The sequence below is a fragment of the Sutcliffiella sp. NPDC057660 genome (genome assembly GCF_042800035.1).
In the GTDB taxonomy this organism is placed as follows: Bacteria; Bacillota; Bacilli; order Bacillales; family Bacillaceae_I; genus Sutcliffiella_A.
This window is the reverse complement of the sequence record NZ_JBHVHV010000014.1, coordinates 85,389-108,947: the sequence shown is the minus strand read 5'-3', so window position 1 is coordinate 108,947 and position 23,559 is coordinate 85,389. Positions and strand designations below refer to the sequence as shown.

The following is a 23,559-nucleotide window of genomic DNA, read 5'->3' as shown; positions in this document are numbered from 1 at the left end:
GGAGAGGATGATTAATGAAAGACAATATCTATGATCAATTAAATCTTGAATTAAACGGGCAACTAGATTTAATTAATAAGAAAAAAATGATAATGGGGTATATTAGGTCAACCTATAATCAAATTGTTTTTACAGAGGAAGAAAGTAACAATATTATAGGTGCCTTAATATCAATATGTACTTCTGAAAATCACAAGGATTATGAATATTATGCTACTAATGTTATGAACTATATAAAAGAATTGATATTACAAGGTAAGAAGTAAGACGCACCAATAGAGAAAACTACAAGTTGATAAACAAGGAGGTTGATCAGCACAAAATAAAAGGAGGAGATACGTATGGAGTATATTAATTTAGTATTTAAAAGCAAAAATGATGTTCAGGAGTTTTTGGAGAATGATTATAAAAAATTCGGAGAGTATGGCGATTATTATTTTACTGTAATTGGTGGAAGATTTGAAGAAATCTTTGGACATATGCTAGTAATTGAAGCGAAACAAGAAAATCCAGAAGGCTGGTTTCAGACGGTCAAGAAGAAAGATGGTAACGGTTATGGGATTTATTGGATTAATGGAAATTGGCATGATCAAGAAGTTTCACATTGGTCTGAAGAACAAATGATAGACTTCCTCTGGAGAAATAGAAGGAGTGCTAGAATTCCAATAATATTTTAGATGGATTTTATGCTTGAATGTTTCGCAGAGTAGGAACAAGTAAAAGGAATAAATGGTGCTGGCAATGAGTTCAAAACGCGCTATAATACGACCAAACAAGTTTTGTCAGATAATATGTCTTATGCGACGAAACCTATAGCATAGCCTATATTTTTTCGTCGCATAACATAAATATTCTTTATTCAATATTTGTCGTATAACATTGCGCAGGAGGGTACCCATAATGGAAATTGTTTCAGTTACCTTTTCTCATTCAATTAATGAGTTTAGAAACTATTTGATTGAATCGAACAGAAGTATGAATACTATTAAAAGTTATATTCAAGATTTACTCATTTTAGAGAATTGGTTGTTTTCCAGACACGCCGACCCAATTATGGTGGAGGTAATTACGAAAACTGATTTAAAAGATTTCGAACGAGAAATAAAAACAACTTCCTCTTTATCTCCAGCGACTGTTAACCGAAAACTAGTATCCGTAAAAAAATGGGCTAATTATTTATTTGAATCGAAATTTTCTCCGGTTAACTTGGGTCAAGAGATTTCAATTATGAAGGTTCAAAAACAGAATACCATTCGTTGGTTAACGAGACAAGAAGTAGGCCGCTTATTACATGCAGTACAATTAACAAAACTTAAAAACTTCCAAAAAGGGTTATTACATGAAACACTTATTATTCTTCTAGTGAATGTTGGGTTACGAATAGAGGAAGCATGCTCCTTAACAAAGAATTCAATTTCATTTCGCAATAATTTGGTAAATGTGTTGGGGAAGGGATCTAAGCACAGAGTTTTACCCCTAACTGAAAAAACAAAGTCACACATACTTTTCTGGTTGGAAAATAGGGAGAATGATTCCGATTATATTTTAGTTAGCAGCAGAAGCAGTCAATTAAGCACCAGAGCCGCGCAGCATATTTTGAAAAAATATAGCACCCTACTTGGTATAGAAATTACCCCCCATTCTCTAAGGCATACCTACTGCAAGCAGTTGGCAGATAGTGGAGTGGGACTCCAATCTATAGCAGATTTAGCAGGTCATAGTTCCATGGATACTACTCGAATTTATGTTACTCCATCAATTAAAGAACTGCAGAACGCCCTTAAGAAAACAGAATTTTGATTGACCTAAATTATTGGAGAATGAAAATATGTGAAAAATGTTTATTCCTGTTCTTATACGCGTTATAATGGGGGCGTAATATACTAATATATTGAATATACGAGTAGGAGAGGCTACCTAGGAGCCTCTCCTTTTTCCTGTTTGCGGAAATAATTATCAATACGCGTTAAAATATTATTAAAAGAGGAACTTTAAGTTCGTAATATTGATTGGAGAGGATAGAATGTACTATTTAGATTACGTATCCAGTTATTTCTGTATTGCGGGTTTTCTATGGTTTATGATGATTATTGGCATTAAGTATCTACCGAACAAATTATCACAGGGAAAAGAAAATGCTGTCAAATGGCAAGAAAGGCTGCTCATAATTAGTATTCCTTTATCATTGATACTAGGATATTCAGTTTTTAACTTCTTTGATTTATACGAATATATGAGGGTAGTTTAAGATTCTAATATGTTTTCATATAGGTGGAATTTATTGTGGATTTTGCTCTTAGAAAAAAATGGACAAAAAACCAACTTGGCCCTTTACATGAAATAATTATTGTGATAACATTTAAACAAGTTATTATACATGATTAAATTTTAATTTTTAGAACTTTAATATATTATAAATAAATCTCTTTCTTTTTATCACTTTAGAGGGAAGAGAACAAAAGATATACTAATACACTTAAGTAAATATGATGGTGAGTTTGTTATTCTTTATGAATTCTTACTCATAATCCATGTGCATGAGTATGCCTATGTTGGCTGTTACTTTAACTTTGCATGCATACTTTGAGTTTATTAGTTGTATATCTTTGTTCTTTTCAGTTTTTGATAAAGAGGAGGAGATTTTTTTGTGCGGTTTTTTCTAGTTTCTTCAGGTTTAATACTAAACAATGGAATAAGATTACGGGCATTCAGTGGGCTGAATGGAGGAAAAGGTACTAATCCGACAATTAAATTTGGAATATTCCAAATTAGCAGGTAGCCAAAGACAAGTTTTCAATTAGAGTGAATGATCGTCTGTGTTATTCGAATTAAATTACTGATATCTAAGGAGGAATTTTCTATGAAGAAAAAAGGGGTTTATAAGATTGGTTATATGGTCCACTTAAGTGCTGATAGGGATGACAGCATAGAATTAGAAATGAAACACCGAGTACTAGAAGTATTATTGCGTGATGTTAGGGGAATTAGTGTTGCTAATTATCTTTCTTATAAGAGCAATCCACTAGTTGCTCAAAAATTTATCAATTTTTTAAGAAAACAAGGCATTGACACGATTGCTGTACAGGATCGCTCAATATTAAAGAAGGATATCATCAATCTATTTATCAACGAGGGGTTTCATTTCCTTTTGATTGAAGTTAATAGCAGCAATACGAAATATCGGATTGAGGAGATTACTAACAAACAATTGAGGTCTGATCTTCACAATTTAGCCAGAACCAGTAAAGTTAAATGGGAAAACCTAGGATATGACTATAGAAAGACTTTAATAAGTTATGAAAAATTAGCAAAGATGTCGAATGAATTAATAGATAAATTCGAATCTACTGCTGGTATTAACGTTTCCGCCTATTAAGTTTCATTATTGAAGAAAACCGATTCTGATTTTATTAGTAACCGACCATAAAACTAAACAAGGAGATGATTGTTTATGAAAAACGTAACCTTTTTTACATTATTACCTGAGACAATTTTAGGGAGAACAAGGAGTTCTGCTGAGGAATTTTTTGAGTATTGTATGATGGCGGATATATTTGCTCAGAGAAACAACCTCAATATTGTTAATGGTTGTGGAATTTCAAACCTTGGAGATGTTAATATGCGAAAAAAGTACTTTTCGCGACTTAAAAGAAGATCAACTGTTTTAATAATATCTCCTGTACATGTTGCAAACCCTGTAATTCTAAATTTATTCAACGGTAAGGATGTAACCTTCAGGGTGATTGAAGGTGATTATCTTATAAAACCAAAAAATTTGAAGGAATTCTTTTTAGAAGAATTAAAATCATCGACAGAAGAGAATGCAGTTAATTCTATGTGAAAAATTGCTATTTGTTAGAAAAATAGATGTAAATGGACAAGCAGAAAGCAAAAATATGAATAGGGGTGGTATGAAATGAAACAACTTGAAAAATTGTTATCAGAGGGAAATGCTCAAATGGTGGAGGGGGCTGAAGAAATAAGAGGACCGGATAAGTTTATTTTAATGAAGGTCCTTTACGATAAATATTTTCCATATTATTTTTAGTTACACGTTTATAGTAAATCTATTATATATTTCATGTTATTGTTATAAAACTCATATTAACTTTTTATATATGCCTGAATAGTTGAAGAAAGATTCCTTATGAACAGGAAGATAACTTTAATCTTATCTTCATAAAAACTATTAGGAGTGTGTTGATATGAAAGAAGTTAGAGCATTATCAGTATTAATTAGAAAAAACAGCACTGAAAATGAGATTCAAGTGGAGTTAAATGAACATAAGCATGAATTGATTAATTTTTCAGAGGAGAAAGGACTTGTATTTAGTAAGTTTGATGTTTTCTCTAAACCACTACAAGAACTCATCTATTATTACAACCCTCAAGATATGAAAGAGTATGTCAAATCTTTAAATTTTAATGAAACAATACTTACATTCAGCCCAATTTTCTTGAATGTGTTTTGTTTACAAACACTTGAAAGAATGTCTTTGAAAAACATTAACTTTATATTTGCTTTCTACAGTGAAAATAATGCAATGATAATGAAAGAAATGACAGCAAAAGAGTATCTGAAGTTAAGAAAAAGGAATAAGATTCCGAACGTTTGTTACTTTCCAATTAGTTTAACAACTGGAAATGAGGTAGCAATATGAAAACTAAATACGGTGTACCTATTATAAGAATAGATTGGTCAGGTCCAGAGGGAAATGTCTACCATGTAATGTGGAAGGCTGAAGCAATGCTTGAGTATTTAGAGGAATTTGATAAGTGTGAAGAACTGAAATATCGTTTTAGACATGATGGTTTGAAAAGTTATGAAGAAGTTCTTGATTTAGTCAATGAGTACGTAAAAATTAACAATATGGACGCTTACTATTCTTTAAGAGCCCAACTTGATGGGGAGGAGAATTAATGGCGCGCAATATGGACTTTGAATTTCATTTATACAGAATTATAATCGTTTCATTTATTGAAGATTTAAGTAGTAATTATGAATTTGATGATTTTTCCATCATTAAAGAATTTGAGGAAGAACTTAAATTGAGGGAATCGGTTAATGCTGCAATGGAAGATTTTGAGTTAGAACATTTATTTCAACAAATTATTAAACATTGTCCTCCTTTTAGGAATCCAAAGTATTGGGCTAGCATTAGGACAGCATTAAATACTTACGTTAAGTCGATACAGCCGACAGAGGAACAATATTGGGTAGGTTAATAGTAATCGGAAATAAAAAGTGTAGGATAATTGTTTATTTTCCGATTGGCTAAATCGTGTTGCATCTATGACAAACTAAAATAAAGTTTGATTCATGTAAAATAGTTTACTAAAAAGAAACAGACTTGCACAAAATCCCGTGTGTATATCCAGAGTATGGGTATATTCACGGGGACAATATATTTCAAACTGTAGATTACCAAGGTATCAAGGTTCACTTCGGGGTGGTAATTCTAACGGAAAACCAAGTTCAACAACGTGTAAAACGCCTTAGGTGGTTGCTCGCCCATAAAAGTTTGGGGGAAAAATAAAACCTATGTTGGGCTATAAATTGCGATTAGACACCTGTAATAAGTATTTCTTATCCAATTTTGAATTTGCCTTTTCAATAAGAAACATCTTGAAAGAAGAAGGATACCCGCTAATACGGTAAATAAAAGGCTGGAAATGATAAAAAATAAGCGTTCCATTATTTTTACTCCAATCTATTTTGAGATTTATGATTTATAAAATTCGTTCCTATCAATAGGGTGTGGAGGTTTTTCCATCCATCCTCGTTCAACTAAAATTTTTAACCCTTCTCCACCGTATCTCATAATGTCTGCCATAAAAAGTGACCACTGGGCTGATAAATCCTTTCACATTGTAAGGGATAAAGCAAATCCAAGTGTAGATATACCAACTTGGTTTGAAGAACCAATAAAAAATAGCATCAATTTTTCAGAAAACGGTGAAACTGTTGAATTAGTTACCTCCATTGTTATTGGAAACCCAATAAAATTGTCATTTTCCCTAATTAATTTGTTAAATGTATCTATTTGCTTTTCAGCAAGTTTTTTTCCTTTTATAAAGTAGTCCTTTATTTGCTTATCTTTGGTAACCTGTATTAATCCCATTAATAGGATTAAACCAATTGCATTTCTTTCGATACATGCAAATATTTCCCCTATTTCTAAGGTGTTTAAAGGTCTTTTATCGCCAAATATTGTGCTAATTAAAGAAGGGTTATGTGAAACAAATTCCACACTCTCAGGGTATTCCATTTTTGGGGATCTATCAATTAATCCTTTAGTTAGCATAAGATTTAACGTTTTCCTATGTAATTCTATTTCCTTATGTGCACACTCTGCAAAAAAGTTATAGATATCTAGCCGAAAAACTTTACTAAGAACAGTAGCAAAATAAGGCATTATTAACTGTCCGCTACGATAAACAAAACTCAATGCAAATAAATCGGTAAATAGTGGTGGTGCTGTTAAGTCAACATCAATATCCGAAAATCCTTTTGGTTTAGGGAAATTTTCATCTGAAAAAATCGACTCCATTTTATTTAAATTCCCTTCAACCATCGTTAAACAATCTTCGAGAATGGATTTTATTTCTTCATCTTGAACGTGCTGAAGAAAATGTTTATAAAAACAACGTGTTGCAGTAGATTCTATAAATGTTGACCAAAGTACTGCTATTTCAGAAGTGGTTAGTTTAATATTGCTTTTATCCATAATATAGAATAATCCCACCTTTCATTCACCTTTCATTCTTTTATTTAGAATGTGATTAAATAGTGGTCATTATCCAACAAATATAAAAAGATAACTATGTAAAACCAAAATAAAGTTTGATGTATTGGAATAAAGTCTGCATAAGAAGAATAAAGTTTGCACAAGGTCTCGTGTGTATATCCAAAGTATGGGTATATTCACGGGGCTTTTTATTTTAAACAGTGGTCGAATCGATGTGTTCGTGAGGATCAAGGTTCCCCCTTACGGGTTGGGTAAGTCCTTCATTAACACAGCACAGGGGACGCTCCTGTATGTCTCTGAATGAGGAGCGCTGAAAAAGGGGAAGCACGCCCATTAACGCGTACTAGTCCCAAGCAAAGCCCTATCCCGTAGAAAATATAAATAGGTATAGTAACGTGGTAAGTCAGGGGATGACGGTGGTACAGGGGAAACCGTAAGGTATAGTAGAGTGCTCATCTTTCAATGGAAGCCTACGTCCAGCAACGAATAACACGACCTTAGTAAGTTCCTCGCCCATAAAAAAATAAATAAATAAATAATTAGGTATCGGTCAAGAGGTAAGTATGGGAATGGCGGTGGTACAGGGGAAACCGTAAGGTATAGTAGTGTGCTTCATCTTTCAAGGTAACCCCCCGTCCGGCAACATGTAATAAACCCCAAGCAGTGTTCTCGCCCCCTAAAAATAAATAAATATATATAAATAATTATGTATGGGTAACGTGGTAAGTATGGAATTTACGGTGGTATAGGAGAAACCGTAAGGTACTATATATGAGAGATTAGACTATCGAATTGGAAAGGTATCTTCGATACCCCCTTTATTGGCAAAGTGCGAATATCATTACTGAAATACCTATATTAGCACCTATCCATCGTATAAATCGGTGCACCCCATCCCCACATACAGAAGGACTCCTCCATACGCAGCATATACTCTACCCTAATAAACGGCCTACCTTCTCTTAACCCATAGTCCAATACACTATTCCACTAATATCATCAATTTCAGCAAATATAAACAATACAATTGCATAGATACTCCATCCGAAGGCATGAATCGGATATGGTACAGGAGGCACCGTAAGGTGCCTTTGTTAGTTTTAGGATACTCAATTCATTTGGTGTTCGCCCGGTATCGCTAAGCAAACTTTATTCTCATATTACTAATTTTCTGTGTTCATTTTCGGCTGAAAGTGGGCAAATCTTTGAGCAAACTTTATTCTCAAAGAAAAATTGGGAAAATGCCATTGAGGTCAGATGTATCAAGGGATTTACCCAATAACTTATTTCTGCAAACTTTATTCTCATTTAACAAATTTTTGGTTGAGTCTTTTCTATATGGAATAATTAACTCGCTTTTTCCTCAATCTGTCTAGTTTCTGGCTTTTCTTTTATAAAACTCCCCCAAACATACCCTAACACACCACCTATAATCGCTGGGAAGATCCAGCCTAATCCTACTTCATATAAAGGAAGGATTGCAGTAAAGAGATTTTCAATAGGCATAATGCTCATACCTGCAGCCTTTAATGCATCAGATATTGCAACAATGGAAGTGAAAATCATACTTCCCTGATACACTTCTTTTCTTCCGTTAAAGAATGAATGTAGAAATGTTAAGGCCATTAAACAGACGACAAATGGATAAATAGCGATTAACACCGGTACGGATACTGCTATTAATTGAGTTAAGCCCACGTTTGCAAAAATAGCACTGATAGTGGATAACATGATGACAAAGGTTTTGTAAGAAATGCTTGGCAATAGCTTATTAAAATATGAAGAACAAGAAATGATAAGGCCAATACTTGTGGTTAAACAAGCGCCAATAACGATCAGGCTTAGTAAAAGCCCACCGTAAGCTCCGAAAAAGTGATTGGATGCACCTGATAGCACCGCTCCTCCATTTTCTAATTGCCCAAGTGCTTCTACACTTGAAGCTCCAATATAGGATAGAGAAGTGTAAATGATGGCAAGAAGACCTGCGGCAATACTGCCGGCTTTTGTTACAGCGATCATAATTTCCTTTTTAGTTGTCGCACCTTTCGCTTTAACGGCATTGATGACAACGATCCCGAATACAAATGCAGCAAGGGCATCCATTGTAAGGTAGCCTTCTTGAAATCCTGTGAAAAAGGAGCTATCTACATAACTTTCTGCAGGGGCTTGGAAGCTTCCGATAGGGAAGATAAATGCCGTTGCTATTAAAATACCTAAGAAAATTAATAATAGTGGCGTTAAGACTTTCCCTACAATATCTACTATTTTAGAAGACTTTAAAGAAAAGAATGCAGTTATTCCAAAAAATAGAAGGGTATAGATTATTAAACCGACGCTACTGCTTTCTTCTGATAAAAACGGTCTAATTCCCATTTCAAAGGAAGCCGTTCCCGTTCTCGGGATTGCAAATAGAGGGCCGATTGCTAGATACAGTATAACCGTAAATACAATCCCAAAAATCGGATGCACCCTACTCGCTAATGACTGGAGATCACTTTTCCCGGAATAGCCCAGCGCTAATACTCCAAGTAAAGGTAATCCAACTCCAGTTACGATAAAGCCGGCATTAGCAGACCAAATATTTGTTCCTGCAGATTGACCGAGCATTGCTGGGAAGATTAAATTTCCCGCACCAAAGAATAAAGCAAAAAGCATAAAACCAATAGCTAGTACAAATGAAAATGGCATTCTGTTATTCATTATATGTCCTCCTGGTAGTCTAGTGATCTGGTTGTTCTATAGAAAACTATTTGACAAGGTAATATATTGCATACCACAAGATATCACATGCATAATATTTATGCAATATATTACATAGGTTTAATGCATGCAATATATTGTATTTAAAAGCAGAATACTATACACTTTTAACATATCTAACTTAAATACACTAATTTTTTTTGTGAAATTAATAAAGGTGGTTGTTTATAATGCCCATACCTTCCAATTACTCTTCCCCAACTCGTGTTTCTGCAAAAAAGCGCGCCTTTGCTCAAATTCAAGAGTGGATTATTGATGGAACGCTTAAACCGAAAGAAAAGCTAAATGATGCGGAACTTGCACAAGCTTTAGGTGTAAGCAGAACGCCTATAAGGGAAGCGCTTCAATTACTAAATGTTCAAGGTTTAGTGGAAATGTTTCCAGGGGTAGGCACTCAAGTCACCTCTGTAAATAAAGAAGACATAACCAAAATTCTACCTCCATTAGGGGCTTTACAGGCCTTGTCGGCTGAACTTGCAACACCCATTATTAGTCAACATACCATTGATACATTGCGTGAGATAAATACTAAATTCGCTCATGCTATTAAAAAAGGTGATTTTTACTCCGCTTTAAAGCAGGATGAAAAGTTTCATAATATTATTGTAGAGAATGCACAAAACCCTTATCTCGCGAGCTCAGTGTCAAACCTTCAGGCACATGTTCTGCGTCTCTATTTTTATCAGTCCATCATTCTTACGGATACCTCTATAGAAGAACACGAGTCTATCTTAAAAGCATTTGAGAATCGTGATAAAGAAACCGCTGCTAAAATTGCCCGCACCAACTGGCTGCGTGCGATTGATGAGTATTATGCGGGACAAGAAGATAGTGGGGAATAGTAAAAACGCTTCTACAGTTAGTAGAGGCGTTTTAATTTTGGAAAAGTGAACCCAAATGAGCAGTTGTTTCGTAAGTAATAGACGAATTGTTGCTAGCAGGGGGGAAATCAAATGTATAAAAGTAAGCAGGAATTTGTTCAAGTAAACGGTAGAGAAATATATGTGAATTTGGTGGGGGAAGGAGAGGCTATTATTTTCCTTCATGGTGGTCCAGGAAGCAGTCATGCCTTCTTTTTACCACATGTATTGCCTTTATCGGAGAAGTTCCAACTCGTTTTATATGACCAAAATGGCTGTGGAAAGTCAGGAATATTAGAGAAAAGCGAGTACTCCATGAAAGATGAAGTGAAGACGCTGGATCTGCTAAGGCAGGAACTATCCTTACATAAGTTAAACATCTTCGGTGAATCCTGGGGCTCCATGCTAGCATTACTTTATGCTACTGAATATCCTGAAAATGTGAATAAGCTATTCCTGACAGCAGCCATTGGAGTGGACGCTACTGGCTATCAACAGTTTAAAAAGGAACTTTTAAAAAGATTGTCTTTTCAAGATAAAGTAAAACTCTTCTTAACAGATAGGAAAGTGAAAAAAGGGAAAGCAAGTGTGGAAGAAGTGCTCAAGGTCATTGATCCGTATTATGTATACAAGAAGGACTATGTAAAAAATAAAGACCAAACACCCATCAATAGAGAGGTAAACGATCAAATTGGTACAGACATACACAAACATTACAGTTTAGTCCCTAAGATACATAGATTGAGTAATATTCCTATATTAGTAGCACAAGGAAGCCACGATATATTAAATCCAACGAACATTAAAGCATTGCTTTTAGATTATATACCACATGCACGATTGTTCGAAATTGAAGAATGTGGCCATTGGACAGTGGTAGAAAAGTCAGAAGAGATAAATTCGCTAGTTGTCGATTTTTTCAGTGAGAGATAGTTGGGAAAGGGGGAGGGATATTGGTTGAGAAGACAGAGATGTAACCTCTCTCCCTAACCTCAACCTCCAAACAAGCTAAAACCGTCTAGTAAACACCCGAGGATAATTGACAACCAAGCCACTTGAATCAACAGCGATGGCCGTTTCATAGTCGTAACACCGGTAGAGAAAATACCGTAATCCGTCTTCTTCACGAAGGAATTGATAGGACTGGGGTACCTTTTTGAATTCTAAGGAGGGTACAGCTATGTAAACCATGTGGAAGTTTTCTGTTTGGTTACTAGTCCATTGCAGTCGGTTAATTGGCAAAGAGTTCGAAAAAGGGGTAGCGGAAATATCGATGTCCATACAGCCTTTTAGAGTTACAATTCCTACTCCTTCACTATTGAATCAGTTGCCCTTTCCATCACTATGTAATTCTAAAGCACGCTGATTCACATTTAACTTAACCTTTTTAGTAATCCAATTGCTATCTAAATTTACTTGATAATTAACTAGGTGTGCATCATCCGTCTCTTCAGCTACATAAATGATGGTGCTATGAACCACCAGTTTTTCGTTTGCCTCCAATATACTTAAATATTCGCAACCATACTGTTCCTCGCTATTCCAGACTACTTTAGTAAACATGTACATTTCCCCCAGCTTGTTATTGTATAATAAATTCTATATAGTTCCAATTATAGCAAAATTAATACAAGACAGGATGGGGCATAACAATGGAAATTATCGAACTAAGAGACAAGGGTCAACTATTGGATAAGGCAATCCAAGTATTTTGGCAGCAGTGGGGAAGTGAGGAGAACTTTAAGTTTTATGAAGATGCGATACTCCATTCAGCTACAACCTCATCTGATATACCAAGATTTTATGTGGCAGTTGAAGAGGGAGAGATCATCGGTACGTATGCCATGTTAAGAAATGATTTGAATAGCCGTCAGGATCTGTGTCCATGGTTGGCTTGCCTTTATGTGGCTGAGGAGCATAGGGGGAAGGGGATAGGTGCAAAGCTTTTGGATCACGGATTAAGCGTGGCGGCAGAAAAAGGCTATGAGAATCTATACCTCACAACAGATATAGAAAATTATTATGAGAAGTACGGCTGGAAAAATAGCGGTATTGTATATGGAGCAGGCGGTGGATCGATCAAGCTTTATGAAAAAGGGACCGCCAAATAACAGAAAATCCGGATGAAGGGCCATAACCCCATCCGGATTTTTTTGCATTATTTTTTCACTTTCACATCATAACGATCTGCATCCATCACTTTCACCCATGCAGCCACAAAGTCCTTCACAAACTTCTCCTGGCTATCGTCTTGCGCGTACACTTCGACGAGTGCGCGGAGGACGGAGTGGGAACCGAATACGAGGTCTACTCTTGTACCGGTACGGACGAGTTCGCCTGTACGGCGATCACGTGCTTCGTAGTAGCCTTCACCTTCAACAGGCTTCCATTCCACGCCCATATCAAGTAAGGTCACAAAGAAATCATTTGTGAGCGTACCTACCCGTTCGGTGAAGACGCCGTGCTTGGTGTTGCCGTGGTTGGCACCAAGCACACGCAACCCTCCGATGAGAACAGTCAATTCTTTTGCAGAAAGGTCCATGAGTTGGGCTTTGTCCACCATGAACTCTTCCGGCTTCAAGTAATAGTCTTTCTTATGGTAGTTACGGAATGCGTCCGACACAGGCTCAAGCACTTCAAAGTTTTCTTCGTCCGTTTGATCCTGAGTGGCATCACCGCGACCTGGTGTAAACGGAACTTTAACATCAAAGCCGGCATCCTTTGCAGCTTTCTCAACGGCTGCACTTCCGCCAAGGACGATCAAATCGGCAAGGCTGACGGGCTTGTCGAGGCTTTGTTGCAAATCTTCTAAAACATTAATGGCCTTAGCAAGCTGTTCTGGTTCGTTTGCTTCCCAGTCCTTTTGCGGGGAAAGACGTACACGGGCACCATTTGCGCCGCCGCGCTTGTCTGAATGGCGATAGGTGCTGGCAGAAGCCCAAGCAGTTTTCACAAGCTCGCTGACAGAGAGACCGCAATTCAAAAGTTTCCCTTTGAGATCTTCAATTTCAGCATCGGTCAAAGTGTAGTCAACCTTCGGGACAGGATCCTGCCAAATGAACTCTTCTTCTGGCACTTCCGGACCAAGGTATCTGTCGCGCGGTCCCATATCACGGTGAAGGAGCTTAAACCATGCGCGTGCGAAGGCATCGGCAAACTCGTCCGGATTCTCATAGAAGCGGCGAGAAATTTTTTCATATTCCGGATCCATGCGCATCGCCATGTCCGCTGTCGTCATCATCGTTTTTACTTTCTTGGACGGATCGTGGGCGTCTGGAGCCAGGTGATCTTCATCAGGATCGATCGGAGCCCACTGATAGGCGCCAGCTGGGCTCTTCGTCAGCTCCCATTCATAGCCTAACAGCATATCAAAATAGCTCATATCCCATTGAGTCGGGGTCGGGGTCCATGCACCTTCAATCCCGCTTGTGATGGTGAAAGCCCCATGGCCGGTTTCATGTGTGCTCTTCCAGCCGAAGCCCTGATGTTCAATGCCTGCTCCTTCCGGCTCTTCTGTCACATGAGACGGGTCACCGGCGCCGTGTGCCTTTCCGAAGGTGTGGCCGCCGGCAGTGAGTGCCACGGTTTCCTCATCGTTCATACCCATGCGCTTGAAGGTATCGCGGATATCTCTGGCACTAGCAACTGGATCAGGCTTTCCGTTTGGACCCTCCGGATTTACATAGATCAAGCCCATCTGCACAGCAGCAAGCGGATTCTCGAGGTCACGCTCACCGGAATAGCGGTTATCACCAAGCCATTCCTTCTCCGGACCCCAGTTCACGTCCTCTTCAGGGTGCCAGATATCCTCACGGCCGCCGCCAAATCCGATCGTCTTTCCACCCATGGATTCAATAGCAACATTCCCGGCAAAGACGAGCAGGTCTGCCCAGGACAGCTTGTTGCCATATTTCTTTTTTATCGGCCAAAGAAGACGACGGGCCTTGTCCAGGTTCCCATTGTCCGGCCAGCTGTTAAGAGGAGCAAAACGCTGGGAGCCGCTTCCGCCGCCTCCGCGGCCATCCGCCTGACGGTATGTACCAGCAGCGTGCCATGACATCCGGATGAAGAACGGCCCGTAATGACCGTAGTCCGCTGGCCACCAATCCTGACTGTCTGTCATCAGATTGTGCAGGTCCTGCTTCAGGCCGGCATAATCCAGCTTTTGAAATTCCTCTGCATAATTAAAATCTTCCCCGAGCGGGTTTGTCTTCGTGTCATGCTGGTGAAGCACATTCAGATCAAGCTGATTCGGCCACCAGTCCTTGTTTTTCGTCCCTCTAATCGGTTTTTCAGAACCACTTTCACCCGTAAATGGGCACTTTCCAACGTTCTCATTGCTCATACATTTTTTCCCCTTTCTGTTTTGAGAAGAGTAAACAGCAAACATTCATGCCTTTCAACGTACGAAATTGCAAATAGAGACAACACCAATTCTTACATTGTAATTATATTAAATAATCGTCAAAATAAAAAGGAATATACAGAATATTTTTAATGATCATTGTAAATTACAAAAAAGTGGCTGTGCTACTACTAATAATAAGATAACTTTAAAATAGGTTTTTATACCATAATAGTTAAAAGTATAGAAGAAACTACTCCTGATGGGAAAGTAGAGAACAAGGAAAAGGCCCGCTGAATAAACGAAATAAATGTATGCTCATCTAACTTTTGATAGAATCCAAGCTAATTTTATTGAAAAACCACCACAAATAAGCTAACGTTCAAGATAGAAACAATATCCGATTGGAGAGAGAGAAAATGATGTTAGCTTTAGGTATTCTAGGTGTACTAGTTTTATTAGGGGGGCTTTTTGCCACCATCCAGATAGCGGGAAGCGGGGACAAAGAATATCAAAATGAAACAAAGGGAAATGTTACCCGGCTCACCCTCATTTATATGGTGTTATTTATCATCATCATCGTCGGCTTTTTCATTTATTTAAAATGGATTGTGTGACAAGTATATAAGCGCAGCATAAAAAGGCCCCTGTCTTTGAACAGGGGCCTTTCATTCTATAATTTAAACGAACTCTTCAATGAAACAATCTCATTAAACACGATTTGGTCCTTGGTTGTAAGCTTAGGATCCACATTAAAGTAGCCGTGTCTGAAGAATTGGAACTTGTCTTGAGGCTCGACACCTTTCATATTAGGCTCCACAAAGCCGTTCATCACTTGAAGGGAGTTCGGATTGACATGGTCAAGGAAGGTTTTTTCCGATTCCACAGCTGCATCATCATTTGCTTCTACATCTGCTACATCCTTCACTTCCGCTTCTTCTGGCTCTTCATCCAGAAGCAATGGCTCAAACAGGCGGAATTCTGCCGGTACGGCCTGTGTTGCTTCCACCCAGTGGAGGGTGCCTTTTACTTTACGCCCGGTAAAGCCTGTACCGCTCTTTGTTTCCGGGTCGTACGTACAGTGGATCTCCACGACATTGCCGTCTTCGTCTTTGATGAAATCCTCGCACTTGATGAAATATGCATGCTTCAGGCGGACCTCATTGCCAGGGAAGAGGCGGAAATATTTCTTTGGTGGGTCTTCCATGAAATCATCCTGCTCAATGTAGATTTCTCTCCCGAATGGAATCTGTCTTGTGCCCATTTCCGGATTTTCCGGGTTGATTTCCGCATCCAGCATTTCCACTTGGCCTTCCGGATAGTTGGTGATCACCACTTTTAAAGGACGAAGGATTCCCATGGTACGCGGGGCCTTCAGCTTCAAGTCCTCGCGAATGAAGAAATCGAGCATCTGGGAATCAACAAAGCCGGATCCTTTTGAAACACCTGTTTCACGGACGAATGCACGGATTGCTTCCGGTGTGTAGCCTTTTCGGCGCAGGCCGGAGATCGTTGGCATACGAGGGTCATCCCAGCCATCGACAAAGCCTTCATCGACCAGCTTCTTCAGTTTACGTTTACTCATTACCGCATTGGTAACGTTCAAACGGCCGAATTCGATCTGTTGTGGCGTGGCTGCCATTTCCGTCTCTTCCACCACCCAGTTGTAAAGGGGACGCTGGTCTTCAAACTCAATCGTACAGATGGAGTGCGTCACGTCCTCGATTGCATCCTCGATCGGGTGGGCGAATGCATACATCGGATAGATGCACCATTTATCTCCCGTATTATGGTGTGTGGCGTGAGAAATGCGGTAGATGACCGGGTCGCGCAAATTGATGTTAGGGGATTTCATATCAATTTTTGCACGCAGTACCTTTTCGCCGTTTCCGAATTCACCGTTGCGCATGCGCTCGAAAAGATCCAGATTCTCCTCGATTGAACGTGTGCGGTACGGGCTGTCTTTTCCAGGCTCTTTCAAGGTTCCGCGGTATGCACGGATGTCGTCCGGAGAAAGGTCATCGACATATGCCTTTCCTTTATTGATAAGAAGAACTGCTCTGTTGTACATTTCTTCAAAGTAATCCGAAGCGAAGAATAGTCCGTCCCAATCATATCCGAGCCATTTAACGTCTTCTTTTATTGCTTCAACGTATTCCGTATCTTCCTTTAAAGGGTTGGTGTCATCAAAGCGCAGATTCGTTTTTCCGTTGAATTCATCTGCAAGATCGAAGTTGATGACGATGCTCTTGGCATGTCCGATATGTAAGTAACCGTTCGGCTCCGGAGGGAAACGGGTGATCACATGGTTCCGTTTACCTGATTCCAGATCCTCTTTTATGATATTTTTAATGAAGTTAGAATGTTCCAAGTTTTTCAACCTTCCTTATTTGGATGTTGAGGAAGCTTTCACGATTTCCCCCACACTTATGATAGTCAATATTGTATCACAAGATATGGGAGGCGCAAAAGCTTATAAGGAGGCATTCTGTCAACTTCTATCCGCGTTTACCGGCTCTTTCTTCGGGAAAAGGGTAAAGCTGAAGCTGTAAAGGAAATCTGCCCCGAGAATCAAAGCCCACATTCTCATTACATTGACTAATTCCTCTGTACGCTCTGCATCTCCTACAAACAGGATCATCCCCAATAAAAAGGCATTTCCGACTACCCAGCCGAGAAGGTGGCGAAACCAGCCATTGCGTTCCTTTTTAGCATGTATAGGTCCGTGGTTGATTTTCTTTTGCGGTTTTGGACCATTTGAAAAACGGTATGCAAAGCGTTCATCCGCCCAGCGAATCATACTTTTTCCAAAGGCAACGGTTATCCCGATGTAAATAGCCGCTAACCCGTGGATGGAAGAGGCTTGCTGGCCGTTTTTCAGATCGATGATGGTTGCCACAATCAGGACAAGGTCTATGACTGGGGTACCTGCCAACAGCACGATACCTGTTTTTCTCCATTTTAAAATGTATCTCGACACTAAACCAAGAAGAATAAAAATCCAAAAACCAATTTCACATGCAATGATAAGCCAACCAATCATTTCTAACCGCTCCTTTTTAATACAAGTGTGTTAAAAAGATAATAACACAACTGTATTAAAAAAGGCAATATGTGATACAATATATACATGCCAAAAATAGTAGATCATGAAAAACAAAAACAATTAGTTGCAGAAGCTGTATGGAGAATCATTAGAAAGGAAGGGATGGAGGGAGCCACTGTACGAAAGATTGCCGAGGAAGCGGGTGTATCTGCCGGCTCGCTCCGGCATTACTTCGGGACTCAGTCGGAGCTGCTTGCATTTTCGATGAGCCTTGTATCGGAGCGGGTGAAAGAACGAATCGCCCGTTTGAGATTTACTGGAGAGCCTCTCGATGATGCAGAGAAGCTGCTCTATGAATTTTTACCGCTGGACGAAGAAAAAAGTGCGGAAATGGAGGTATGGATGGCGTTCACGATCAAAGCACTTTCGGATACCACCCTATATGAATTAAGCTCCCGGGTCTATGCGGAAATGAAAATGGCCGTAAGCCTTATCATTGATACGCTGATAGAAAAAGGTCTTGCACAAGAAAAAATGGACCGGGACGCACAAATCGAAATATTGTACTCGCTTCTCGACGGCCTTGCCCTCCACGGTATCATGCAGCCGGATGAGGTGAATGCAGAGGTCATGAGAAACAGCATCAGGCACTACATGAAATCGATTTGCCGATGAATTGTTTTAGAACAAAAAAACCAGCTTGCTTGTAAACCGTTCCGTTTTGAGGTGCTTGACAGTTTCGAAGGAACAGCAAAAGTAAAATAAGCGGAGAATTTCCGGTTAAATGCAGAATATAGCTTGTTTCAGGGATAATAAGGGAAGTTTTTCCGCTTATGCACACCAAAAACCCTCATTTTCTAATTTTTCGAGTCAATAGGCGGAATTTCTCCGCCTATTTCAGCCTTTTTTAATGGTAATTACTAATTAAGCGGAATTTCTCCGTCAATTTATCAGCTCTAATACTTAGCCTGATCTCCCAACCGATAAGTGCGAACCTTCTTGAACTCGAAAATGGAACCCTTTAGTTTGTTTTCCGCTGGGGGTGTTTTCTTGTTTTCTATTCTTCCTTAGGATGCCTGAATGAAAAATAGCTGACAGCCCAAGACACTACTGTTGAGAAAAGAAAGAATAAGGCGTAGAGAAGATTAAACTCGATTAAGAAATAGTGATATGTAGTGATTGCAGTAATCAAACCTATCACGGCAAAAATAATTCCGCTAAAAAAATTGCCCACCACGACTAGACAACCCGATGCTCGATACAATGCTTTCATAGTATCCTTCCCCCCTTATGGTTATTCAGGATCGCGAAACCGGAACATCGAGTCATAATAGACTGTCCGCTCGTCGGTCTTGAAGGAATACTTGCTCCAGACGCTCGTCTTATCGATGGTTTCCTCTGTTTCCACCACTTTGAGCTCATTCGGGCCGATTTTCATCACAAGCGAATCGATTACTTTCATTTCTTCGCTATCCTTATTCAAGGCCCGGATCTTCACCTGAACTTCCTTTTCTTCGTCCAGGTTGTTTTTTACAAAAAAGATATTGTCATATTCATAGTCTGTGCAATCGCTCATGCAATCCTTCGTCGACTCGAGGAGTAGGACTGTCATTTCCTCTTCCTGCTCGGATGCTTCTATTTCATTCATGGCGGCCTCGATATTCAGGACATAGTTCGCCTTCTCACTAAAAGGCAGGATCCATGCGAACAATAGAAGAAATACGAGCCCTAAAGAACCGGTAAACGCCCAAACCGCATTGGGATTATGTACTTCCTTTGGCATGCCGCGATGCAAAAATGAAACAAATAAATTGATCAGGGTCAGAATCAGTACGATGCTCCCTGTAACAATTAGCCCGATCGTCAAATCGTGTATGTTGGGAAAGATGGAAAGATTGTATGTTTGATAGAAGTAGAAATTGGCGATTCCGGATAACAGGATTAAAACAAGCAGAAGCAGCATCGGCTTTTTCCACTCCGCTTTTTCCCTTTTCCCGTTTTTCACATCCATAAGCGACCATACGATCCAGATGAATGGGAGGGTAAAGATAATAATCATGATAGCGACCATAGGCAGTATCTCTTCCTTTCAAAATGTATTGAACACTTTTGTTCTTTACCCGTTATGATGTAAAAAAATCCCACGTGTAGATAAATTTCTGCCCATTTTATAATAGAAGACCCATCCCGATTTGTAATCTGCAGAAATACCCAATTTGATTGTTTAACAGATTGGCTGTTGTCCAAAAGGGAACATAAGAATGATGAGGTATTTACGGTAGTGGGTCTGAAGGCGGCTCCCAAGAAAACGAAAAAGGCGGAGAGCACGAAGAAGAGCCAGTGTGTGGACGACTATATTGTACATATTGATGATATCCGGGCACATCTGAATAACAATGAGGCTATATTAAGGGCATACAACGAACTCACCTATGGCTACCAGAAGGACTGGGCACGCTATGTGTACAGTGCCAAACGAAAAGAGACGCAGGAGAAGCGGCTGCTTGAAATGGAAACAATCATTGGGGAAGGTTACAAGTCGATCGATTTGTACCGGAGACAGAGTAAATAATTTTGTTCAGCAAAAAGGAGGTATCCGGAATGTATGATTTCCAGATACCTCTTTTTTTAATGCGGCAGATTTCCTTGATTCGGCACCGTCGTATAGCTCTGCAGCATTACATTCATATCCTGCATATTCAGTTGCGGGACCTGATAGTACTCGTGCTTGTTCTGATAGAGGAATATCTCATAGCTCATTTCAATAAAGTTCGGCACGCTGTCGGCAATGACGCGACGCAATACGGGATTGGTCATTTCAAGTGCAGTCATGGCAAGCAGGGTGGCCAAGCCTTTTGTATGGCCGAGCATATAGGCGGATAGGCCATTGTCTGAGAGATCCTGTACAGACGTGTTTGGCTTTTTCGGCTGTGAGGGCTTGATACCGTATACCACCTGATCATGGTTTTGTGTCATGTTATAAACCTGTGTGGAAACAGATGGCTTCTGGCCGGTGTTAAAGCTTTCAACAATTGTATTGTACATCTGCGTCACGAATGCAGATTGGCGGTGCAGAATATCCTTCAGTTCAGGGTCCTTTGTATGCTGGTCGTACATCTGGTACTGATCGAGCATACTGATGATGCCGGCAATAACCTCATGGGCATCATACAATTCATGGCCACCATGATTGGTGCTGACGCCCGTTTGGTTTACCGGCTGGGCAGGGGGCATCTGGTTCTGAGGTTGGCCTTGCTGATTCATTTGATTTTGCATCGTTATTCCCTCCAATAGAAGTTTCATACCAGCTTATCTTGAACCGGCAAAGCATTTTTCATGTAAGTGAACCTAAAATTAGCCTGTTCTGCCCCTCCGAATGAAGATAAGGTTTGCGAGGACGAAGGAAACAGTAAGAAGTGCGCAAAACCATAGGACGGATAACCAGGCGCTTTCCCCGATGTATGTGCCAATAAGCAGGCCTCTCAGTGTATCGATCAGGGGAGTCATCGGCTGATATTCCGCAAAGGGATGTAGCCACGAAGGCATCGTTTCTGTCGGTACAAATGCACTGCTGATGTAAGGCAGGAACATGATGCCAAATGAAAAGGCACTGGCTGTTTCTATATTCTTGGCCAACAGTCCAAAAACGACAGACAACCAGGAGATCGAAAACAGAAACAGACAAAGCAATAATATGACCCAAATCCATTCCACGAAAGTAGCGTCCGGACGGAATCCGGTCAATATGGCCACGCAGATCACGAGCGTAGAGCTGATGGCATTACGTACAAAGCTACCTGCTACATGGCCAAATAGTAGAGAAGAGGGACGGATTGGCATACTGCGGAAACGGTCAAAGAGCCCACCGACCATATCCTGGCAGACACTTGTTGCTGTCATGGAGCTGCCATATCCGACACAGGTAACGATAATGCCTGGAACAATGTAATTGACATACTCAGTACCGGTTTGAATGGCCCCTCCAAACACAAATACAAAAAGCAGCATCAGCATGACCGGCAAAAACATGCTTATCATGAGGGATTCGGGGTTACGGAAGATATGCTTCAAATTCCGTTGGAACAGGATCAGGCTCTCCCTGAATGAAAAAGTAATGATAGTTCGGGTCATTGGCAGACAACCTCCTTATTGGGTTTTCCGGTGAACTCCAGGAATACATCGTCCAGAGTCGGTTTTCGGATACGAATGGAAGTAGGTTCTATCCCTTGTGCATGTAAGGTATTCAAGATGGGACGAAGGAAGGTGGAACAATCATCGGACGCAATGGAGAGGGTGCAGTTCGATTCATCCAGATGCCCTTGAAGAAGCTCCTGTGCTTTTCGTGAAACCTCTAGTTCAAAAAAGCCCAATTCTATTTTCTCCTGACCGACCGAACGCTTCAGCTCTTCGGCTGTACCTTCCACAATGATTTTCCCACCATCAAGAACAGCGATTTTGTCTGCAAGCATGTCGGCCTCATCCAAATACTGTGTCGTGAGAAATATGGTAACACCAGATTTGGCAAGAGCTTTGATATGATGCCACATATTCAATCTGCTTCGTGGATCAAGGCCTGTAGTGGGTTCATCCAGGAATATGATGGATGGGGACGCAATCAGGCTGATGGCGATGTCCAATTTTCGGCGCATGCCTCCTGAATAGGATTTGGCAGGCTTTTTCGCAGCATCGGTCAAATCAAACTCATCAAGCAACTCTGCTGTTCTCTTTTTCGCCATCTTGGAATCCAGACGATACAGTCGGCCCATCATATAAAGATTCTCTTCCCCAGTAAGGAGTTCATCTACCGCTGCATACTGCCCAGTCATACTTATTCGTTTTCTAATCAAGTCGGCATCCCGTCTGCAATCGTTACCGGCAATGGTGGCGGCTCCTTCATCAGCGGTGATTAAAGTAGATAAAATCCGAACAGTGGTTGTCTTCCCTGCCCCATTTTCCCCAAGCAATGCAAAAATGGTTCCCGGCTCTACCTGAAATGAAAGACCATTTAAAACGTTAGTTTTTCCATAGGACTTTCTAAGCCCCTTTACTTGGATAATCGGTCCTTGCATGAATATTCCCTCCTTTATTTTTGATTGAACGGTTCAGTCAATCTTAGAATAAAGCGGCACCCACCAATTGTCAATACAAAATTTAGGGGACAAGAAGTGGGTGTATCCGTTCATGCTATTCTTTTGTAGTGAACATTCTGAGGAGCAGGTCAATTTTTCGGTCCATATTATTCTTCCACCATTCCAGGTCGCCTTCCATCATGATGCCTGAAACGATAGTAAGGAATAGCTCCAGCAGCTCCTGAGTATCTCCTAGGATGAATTCCCCGTGTTCCTGAGCTTGGGCAAATAGAGGGAACAGCTGCTTGATATACTCGGCGGATGATGTATCAATAAGTATCTTAACAGGTTCCGGAATCGGGCTGTTAGCTCTTATCGTATGCTGAATGACTCGAAACACGTCACTGTTCCCCTCTGTAAAGGCAATCTTGAGGAAATGCTTTATTCTTTCCTTGGGGGAGGCATTCAGATTATTCACCTGGTCAAATAATTCTTCTGTTCCGGTCATGGCCCATTCGAGGCTATTGTAGAGAACCTCCTCTTTGGATTGGAAATAATGATAGAGCAGACCGTGGCTGATACCGGCTTCCTTGGCAATCATACTGATCTTTGTAAGCTTCAGGCCATTTTCAGCAAAAACCTTCAGAGCTGCAGCCATAATCTGGTTTTTGCGTTCTATGCGAATCTGCTCTAACTGATCTTCATTTAATGGGGCCATTTCATTCAATCT

25 protein-coding genes and 2 pseudogenes are annotated in these 23,559 nt (G+C 40.0%); 15 read left to right on the top strand and 12 right to left on the bottom strand.

The features are described from left to right. The first annotated feature begins 14 nt into the window (after window positions 1-14). The 9 genes from ACFVAD_RS17105 (at window position 15) to ACFVAD_RS17065 (ending at window position 5,226) form a co-directional block, all read left to right on the top strand. Window positions 15-266, top strand: coding sequence for a hypothetical protein (locus ACFVAD_RS17105; RefSeq protein ID WP_386642686.1), 252 nt, complete (start codon window positions 15-17; stop codon window positions 264-266). 75 nt (window positions 267-341) lie between these two features. Further along, on the top strand, window positions 342-677 hold the full coding sequence (locus ACFVAD_RS17100) for a hypothetical protein (RefSeq protein ID WP_386642683.1): 336 nt from the start codon (window positions 342-344) through the stop codon (window positions 675-677). 223 nt (window positions 678-900) lie between these two features. Continuing rightward, window positions 901-1,800: a tyrosine-type recombinase/integrase gene (locus ACFVAD_RS17095; protein WP_386642681.1), complete on the top strand. Its 900-nt coding sequence runs from the start codon at window positions 901-903 to the stop codon at window positions 1,798-1,800. Window positions 1,801-2,860: 1,060 nt separating this feature from the next. Continuing rightward, window positions 2,861-3,376: a hypothetical protein gene (locus tag ACFVAD_RS17090; protein WP_386642679.1), complete on the top strand. Its 516-nt coding sequence runs from the start codon at window positions 2,861-2,863 to the stop codon at window positions 3,374-3,376. Window positions 3,377-3,451: 75 nt separating this feature from the next. After that, a complete protein-coding gene (locus ACFVAD_RS17085) occupies window positions 3,452-3,841 on the top strand; it encodes a hypothetical protein (RefSeq protein ID WP_386642676.1) in 390 nt (129 codons plus the stop codon). Between the two features lie 75 nt (window positions 3,842-3,916). Next, the gene (locus tag ACFVAD_RS17080; RefSeq protein WP_386642673.1) at window positions 3,917-4,048 is read left to right on the top strand and encodes a hypothetical protein; all 132 of its coding nucleotides are present in this window, start codon (window positions 3,917-3,919) and stop codon (window positions 4,046-4,048) included. A 157-nt stretch (window positions 4,049-4,205) separates the two neighbouring features. Then, window positions 4,206-4,661 carry a hypothetical protein gene (locus tag ACFVAD_RS17075; RefSeq protein ID WP_386642670.1) on the top strand — a complete coding sequence of 152 codons (456 nt, stop codon included), beginning with the start codon at window positions 4,206-4,208 and terminating at the stop codon, window positions 4,659-4,661. After that, window positions 4,658-4,921 carry a hypothetical protein gene (locus ACFVAD_RS17070; RefSeq protein ID WP_386642668.1) on the top strand — a complete coding sequence of 88 codons (264 nt, stop codon included), beginning with the start codon at window positions 4,658-4,660 and terminating at the stop codon, window positions 4,919-4,921. Before ACFVAD_RS17075 ends, ACFVAD_RS17070 begins: the two co-directional genes overlap by 4 nt. Next, complete coding sequence (locus ACFVAD_RS17065; RefSeq protein WP_386642665.1) at window positions 4,921-5,226, top strand: hypothetical protein; 306 nt, start codon at window positions 4,921-4,923, stop codon at window positions 5,224-5,226. The genes ACFVAD_RS17070 and ACFVAD_RS17065 overlap by 1 nt, the downstream gene beginning before the upstream one ends. A gap of 497 nt (window positions 5,227-5,723) precedes the next feature. Here the strand turns inward: ACFVAD_RS17065 and ACFVAD_RS17060 are convergent. Further along, window positions 5,724-6,728: pseudogene (locus tag ACFVAD_RS17060) on the bottom strand (DUF3231 family protein). A 1,368-nt stretch (window positions 6,729-8,096) separates the two neighbouring features. Continuing rightward, window positions 8,097-9,449 (bottom strand): branched-chain amino acid transport system II carrier protein, encoded by a 1,353-nt coding sequence (brnQ, locus tag ACFVAD_RS17055; protein ID WP_386642662.1) that lies wholly within the window; start codon window positions 9,447-9,449, stop codon window positions 8,097-8,099. A 230-nt stretch (window positions 9,450-9,679) separates the two neighbouring features. Between brnQ and ACFVAD_RS17050 the strand changes: the two genes are divergently transcribed. Next, window positions 9,680-10,351, top strand: a complete 672-nt coding sequence (locus ACFVAD_RS17050; protein ID WP_386642659.1) for a GntR family transcriptional regulator — start codon at window positions 9,680-9,682, stop codon at window positions 10,349-10,351. A 111-nt stretch (window positions 10,352-10,462) separates the two neighbouring features. Next, the gene (locus ACFVAD_RS17045; RefSeq protein WP_386642656.1) at window positions 10,463-11,302 is read left to right on the top strand and encodes an alpha/beta fold hydrolase; all 840 of its coding nucleotides are present in this window, start codon (window positions 10,463-10,465) and stop codon (window positions 11,300-11,302) included. 75 nt (window positions 11,303-11,377) lie between these two features. Here ACFVAD_RS17045 and ACFVAD_RS17040 read toward each other — a convergent pair. Continuing rightward, window positions 11,378-11,932: pseudogene (locus ACFVAD_RS17040) on the bottom strand (putative glycolipid-binding domain-containing protein). 89 nt (window positions 11,933-12,021) lie between these two features. On the opposite strand from ACFVAD_RS17040, the gene ACFVAD_RS17035 reads away from it, so the two are divergent. Then, the gene (locus tag ACFVAD_RS17035) at window positions 12,022-12,480 is read left to right on the top strand and encodes a GNAT family N-acetyltransferase (RefSeq protein ID WP_386642653.1); all 459 of its coding nucleotides are present in this window, start codon (window positions 12,022-12,024) and stop codon (window positions 12,478-12,480) included. A 47-nt stretch (window positions 12,481-12,527) separates the two neighbouring features. Here ACFVAD_RS17035 and katG read toward each other — a convergent pair whose 3' ends face one another. Continuing rightward, window positions 12,528-14,714, bottom strand: a complete 2,187-nt coding sequence (gene katG, locus ACFVAD_RS17030) for a catalase/peroxidase HPI (RefSeq protein WP_386642650.1) — start codon at window positions 14,712-14,714, stop codon at window positions 12,528-12,530. 419 nt (window positions 14,715-15,133) lie between these two features. Between katG and ACFVAD_RS17025 the strand changes: the two genes are divergently transcribed. Further along, complete coding sequence (locus tag ACFVAD_RS17025; RefSeq protein WP_386642648.1) at window positions 15,134-15,331, top strand: hypothetical protein; 198 nt, start codon at window positions 15,134-15,136, stop codon at window positions 15,329-15,331. 56 nt (window positions 15,332-15,387) lie between these two features. Here ACFVAD_RS17025 and ACFVAD_RS17020 read toward each other — a convergent pair whose 3' ends face one another. After that, complete coding sequence (locus tag ACFVAD_RS17020) at window positions 15,388-17,085, bottom strand: glutamine--tRNA ligase/YqeY domain fusion protein (protein ID WP_386642645.1); 1,698 nt, start codon at window positions 17,083-17,085, stop codon at window positions 15,388-15,390. A gap of 120 nt (window positions 17,086-17,205) precedes the next feature. Then, window positions 17,206-17,757, bottom strand: a complete 552-nt coding sequence (locus ACFVAD_RS17015) for a hypothetical protein (protein WP_386642642.1) — start codon at window positions 17,755-17,757, stop codon at window positions 17,206-17,208. Between the two features lie 87 nt (window positions 17,758-17,844). Between ACFVAD_RS17015 and ACFVAD_RS17010 the strand changes: the two genes are divergently transcribed. Further along, the gene (locus ACFVAD_RS17010) at window positions 17,845-18,435 is read left to right on the top strand and encodes a TetR/AcrR family transcriptional regulator (protein ID WP_386642639.1); all 591 of its coding nucleotides are present in this window, start codon (window positions 17,845-17,847) and stop codon (window positions 18,433-18,435) included. Window positions 18,436-18,817: 382 nt separating this feature from the next. Here ACFVAD_RS17010 and ACFVAD_RS17005 read toward each other — a convergent pair whose 3' ends face one another. Further along, complete coding sequence (locus ACFVAD_RS17005) at window positions 18,818-19,033, bottom strand: hypothetical protein (protein WP_386642636.1); 216 nt, start codon at window positions 19,031-19,033, stop codon at window positions 18,818-18,820. A gap of 21 nt (window positions 19,034-19,054) precedes the next feature. Continuing rightward, a complete protein-coding gene (locus ACFVAD_RS17000; protein WP_386642633.1) occupies window positions 19,055-19,831 on the bottom strand; it encodes a hypothetical protein in 777 nt (258 codons plus the stop codon). Between the two features lie 168 nt (window positions 19,832-19,999). Between ACFVAD_RS17000 and ACFVAD_RS16995 the strand changes: the two genes are divergently transcribed. Then, window positions 20,000-20,332 carry a YdeI/OmpD-associated family protein gene (locus tag ACFVAD_RS16995; RefSeq protein WP_386642630.1) on the top strand — a complete coding sequence of 111 codons (333 nt, stop codon included), beginning with the start codon at window positions 20,000-20,002 and terminating at the stop codon, window positions 20,330-20,332. 56 nt (window positions 20,333-20,388) lie between these two features. On the opposite strand, the gene ACFVAD_RS16990 is transcribed toward ACFVAD_RS16995, so the two are convergent. From ACFVAD_RS16990 to ACFVAD_RS16975, 4 genes are all read right to left on the bottom strand, one after another. Further along, on the bottom strand, window positions 20,389-21,036 hold the full coding sequence (locus ACFVAD_RS16990; RefSeq protein WP_386642628.1) for a spore coat protein: 648 nt from the start codon (window positions 21,034-21,036) through the stop codon (window positions 20,389-20,391). A gap of 78 nt (window positions 21,037-21,114) precedes the next feature. Next, complete coding sequence (locus tag ACFVAD_RS16985; protein ID WP_386642625.1) at window positions 21,115-21,891, bottom strand: ABC transporter permease; 777 nt, start codon at window positions 21,889-21,891, stop codon at window positions 21,115-21,117. Beyond that, window positions 21,888-22,829, bottom strand: coding sequence for an ATP-binding cassette domain-containing protein (locus ACFVAD_RS16980; protein ID WP_386642622.1), 942 nt, complete (start codon window positions 22,827-22,829; stop codon window positions 21,888-21,890). Before ACFVAD_RS16980 ends, ACFVAD_RS16985 begins: the two co-directional genes overlap by 4 nt. A 115-nt stretch (window positions 22,830-22,944) precedes the next feature. Next, the gene (locus ACFVAD_RS16975) at window positions 22,945-23,547 is read right to left on the bottom strand and encodes a TetR/AcrR family transcriptional regulator (protein ID WP_386642619.1); all 603 of its coding nucleotides are present in this window, start codon (window positions 23,545-23,547) and stop codon (window positions 22,945-22,947) included. Window positions 23,548-23,559 lie beyond the last annotated feature (12 nt).